The sequence below is a fragment of the Rhodococcus sp. LB1 genome (genome assembly GCF_001583455.1).
Taxonomy (GTDB): Bacteria; Actinomycetota; Actinomycetes; order Mycobacteriales; family Mycobacteriaceae; genus Rhodococcus_F; species Rhodococcus_F opacus.
In genome coordinates, this window is the sequence record NZ_LTCZ01000395.1 from 1 (window position 1) to 3,531 (window position 3,531).

4 protein-coding genes are annotated in these 3,531 nt (G+C 65.8%); 2 read left to right on the plus strand and 2 right to left on the minus strand.

Annotated features, from left to right (window positions below; genetic code table 11):
- Both AZG88_RS37765 and AZG88_RS37770 read left to right on the plus strand, forming a co-directional pair.
- Window positions 1-319: hypothetical protein (locus tag AZG88_RS37765; RefSeq protein WP_061700613.1), on the plus strand; the 319-nt coding region annotated here is incomplete at its 5' end.
- Between the two features lie 341 nt (window positions 320-660).
- Complete coding sequence (locus AZG88_RS37770) at window positions 661-864, plus strand: three-helix bundle dimerization domain-containing protein (RefSeq protein WP_061045844.1); 204 nt, start codon at window positions 661-663, stop codon at window positions 862-864.
- 91 nt (window positions 865-955) lie between these two features.
- Here the strand turns inward: AZG88_RS37770 and AZG88_RS37775 are convergent, their stop codons facing one another.
- Both AZG88_RS37775 and AZG88_RS37780 read right to left on the minus strand, forming a co-directional pair.
- A complete protein-coding gene (locus AZG88_RS37775; protein ID WP_025433567.1) occupies window positions 956-1,657 on the minus strand; it encodes an MspA family porin in 702 nt (233 codons plus the stop codon).
- Window positions 1,658-2,631: 974 nt separating this feature from the next.
- The coding region (locus AZG88_RS37780) for an HNH endonuclease signature motif containing protein (RefSeq protein ID WP_061700614.1) at window positions 2,632-3,531 on the minus strand (900 nt) is incomplete at its 5' end.

Below are 3,531 nucleotides of genomic sequence, written 5' to 3' on the forward strand. Positions count from 1 at the left end.
GGAGGAGGTCACCTCCTCCGCGGAGTCGGGCACGAACCCTGCGCCCGCCGGCGGCTCGCTGCCTCCCGGCGACGCGGAGCCGGCCACACCGCCGTACGACGGCCGGACGACCAGCACGAAAGAAGGACGCCCGGAGCACGACGACCATGTGGACTCCGGCGGAATGCAGTCGCCGAAACCCGGGGAGACCCCACGCGGCGCGGTGGCCTCGCCGGCCGAGGAGAAGCCGGCCGCACACGCCGCCGAGACCGAGGGCAGCGACTCCGGAGTGGGACCCGCGCATCACGGAGGCGTCGGCAAGGCCGAAGACCAGAAATAAGAAGTCACATCCGCGACGAGGGCCGTACTCGCCCAGTTCACCCCCGATTTCGGCTCGACGCCAGCGCCTGTAGAGCGAGCCACGGACACTGACCGTTCTCGACGGTCAACTCCGGCGATGTCCTTCGTCACAGATTCGCGCACAGCAGTTCTCGCATCCCACGTGACGCACACTTTTGAGCGGGATCGGCTGGCGCTGCCTTGCGGTGAGTTTGCCCATGTCAGCGCTCGGCCGGAGGCTCGAACAGCGTCTCGGCCTGGCCGGGAGCCGCCGACGACGAGGCGAATCGGTGACGTCGATGCGGCTTGACCCCATCGCCGAATTCGGCGGAAGATCATTGAATGTTGAACGATGAAGAGCAGCTCCATCTCACCAGGGTCATCGATCGCCTCCAGACCCGGTACCCGGACGTCTCCCGGGACACCATCGACGAGGTAGTGCGCTCTGCACACGGCCAATTCGCGGACCGGAAGGTACGCGACTTCGTGCCGCTGCTCGTCGAGCGGGCTGCCCGCGAGAAGATCCAGGAACTGGTGACGTCGTAGGCGTCGTCGCTAGGCGAACAACCGCGCCGGGTCGCCATCCGCGATCGGGATGGCGACCCGGTGCGTGCCACGGAACCTGTTCCGGCACCGGTCAGTTGAGCTTCTGCGGCACACCGTAGGTCATGACGGTGTCACCGTTGGCCGTCACGGCCTTCGCGTACGGCCGGATGGTGACGGGTCCGATCGCTCCGGAGATGGAACCGTGAACGCCCTGCATCCGCACCAGCGCCTCGGGTCCGTCGAACTCCTGACCCTCGAGCAGCGGGACCTCGGTGATACCGCCCGGCTCCAGGTCGATGTCCAGCTCCTGCGACGGGATGATGTCACCCGCCAGCTCCGCATTGGTCCCCGCGCTCAGATCCAGCGTGAAATCGGGGACGAGTCCCAGGTCGATTCCGGTGTCCGACCCGATCGCGAACCCGAGGCCGGGCGAATTGAGGACGATGGTCGCACCGGCCAGCGCAACCGGGTAACCGATCTGGTATCCGACGGTGAGCTGTGTGCCCTCGAACTCCGCGGCGCCGGGACCGCTGATGTTCACCCCGGCGTATCCGTTGTGGAAGAACTCGACGCTGGTCGGTACGCCGTCGAGTGGCGGAACGACTTGATACTGCGTGTCGCCCTGCAGGACCTCGATGCGGTTGCCGTCCGCGTCGATGACGGAACTGGAGTTGTCGACACCTGCCGAGGCGGTGCCGTTACCCATCACCATGGCAAGTACGGCGATACCTGCGACCGCCGCCAAACGGGTGAAGGGCTTGTATCCGGGTCGAGCTGTGCTGATGTTCGTCATGAGAATCCCCCTTCAGTACGTACTGCAACCGATACGAAAAAGCATGCAGAGCGTAACCATTCGAGCCCCTCGACGTCTTTGAGTTGTTCAGACGTTCACGAGCGTTTCGTGTAGTCCGCCCCCGCTGACCTGCTAGTTCGTGGCAGGATGGGCAGGACGAGCGCGGAGCGGGTCAGTCGTTGCGGGCGCCGGGAGTTCGACCACCGAGACGCCCGAGAACGTTCACCCAGACTTCCCGGTTACTTTCTCTCCGACACTTCTGGGCGACGCCTACGCTGACGGAGTGTCGCGGCAGCCGATGTCGACCCATCAGGATGCGACACCTCGACCCCGCCTCGCTGACGTAGGTGCCGAACCGACACCTGGCCGCAGCCACCCCCGGTGCGATCGGGGAGCCGCGGTCGGCGTGTGCGAGCGCGTCGTGGAGGGCGTTGGGTGCAGGTGCCGCCCAACCAGCAGCTCGGACGACACCTGCACTCCACCCCTCGCGTGAACCGCCTCGTGTGCCCGAGACGTCCGCGTCGTCATGTGACCACCATGACGGAGCAGACGTTACCAGAAAACGGGCCAATTGGTTTGTTTCATTTCTCAGGGGCAGACATGCCGTCAGAGGTGAGCATCCACCCGCCTTGCTGCCAGGATCCACACAGCACATGTGGCAAACCGAACCCGGGAGTCGTGAGAATCCGAGCGGTCTCGTCGGCAGAGCCCCACTCCACCGGATCGCGGTGAGTGAGCCTCGTTCGAATCCTCACAGTAGACAGTGGGGTCCGCATGGTTGGACGCCGCAGTCGTGACGGCTGCATCCGGGCCGTATGGCGTTTTTCTGCCGTCCGATGGCGCCGGTGCCGGCTGTTGCAGCCGCCACCGATCCAGGATCGCACGGGTGGCTGGCAGACCCGCCACGACGGCATGCCGGCTCGGCGACAGGAATTGTCCTGTCACCGAGTCGGCAATGTGTGCGGCGCCCTGGGTCAGGACGCTCGGGGCCGAGCGCGGTTGTGCGCCGGTATCGGCTTCCGTTCCCAGTCGACCTGCCGTGGTGGGATGAACATGGGGTGCCGGTCGGCTCCCATCTCTATCTCCCAGTCGCTGTGATGCAGCAGCCGGTGGTGAAATCCGCAGAGCAGCACCAGGTTACCCATGTCGGACGGCCCGCCTGCGGACCAGTGGATGATGTGGTGACCTTCGCACCAGGACGGCGGCGCACCACACCCGGGGAACGCGCATCCTCGATCCCGCGCCACCAACGCCTTTCGCTGCCGCTTGGTGACCGTTCGAGTGGACACCCCGAGATCGAGCGGTGCCCCATTCCCGTCGAGCACGATCGGCGTGACGATCGAATCGCAACTCAGGAGCCGCGCCGCCGTGATGCTCAGCGGCCCCATCCATTCGGTCCACGCGACTCCATCGACGGCGAAGAGTGAGTCGTCCGGCGAGGCGGCGGCATCCTGCTGCGCTCGTGCACTGCAGTCGGTGTGGTCGGCGAGATCCTTGGCGTTGACGTGGAGGGAGACGTGTGGCCGTTCTCCACCTTCTTCGCCAGCGATCCCGGAGTCGAGGTAACGGCGAAGGAGTTCGGTGAACCCATCGGCCCGCCGCTGCCCAGGGGTGCGGGGGTCCTTGGTTCCATCCTGCGCGGGTCGCGGCTTGGACAGTCCGGAGAGCGCCGAGAGCAGCATTTCACCGGTAACGGCATCCAGGTCGCCTTTGACGGCGACGCGCCCGTTGAGCGTCTTGGACGCGTGGAACTCGTTGAGTTCGGTGTCTTCACTGGGCGGCGGATCGTCGGACTCGAAGGCACGTTCCAACCTGGCGATCACGGCGCGCACCGCATCAGTGTTGGCGGTAGGGCCGGTTGCCGCGAACAGCAA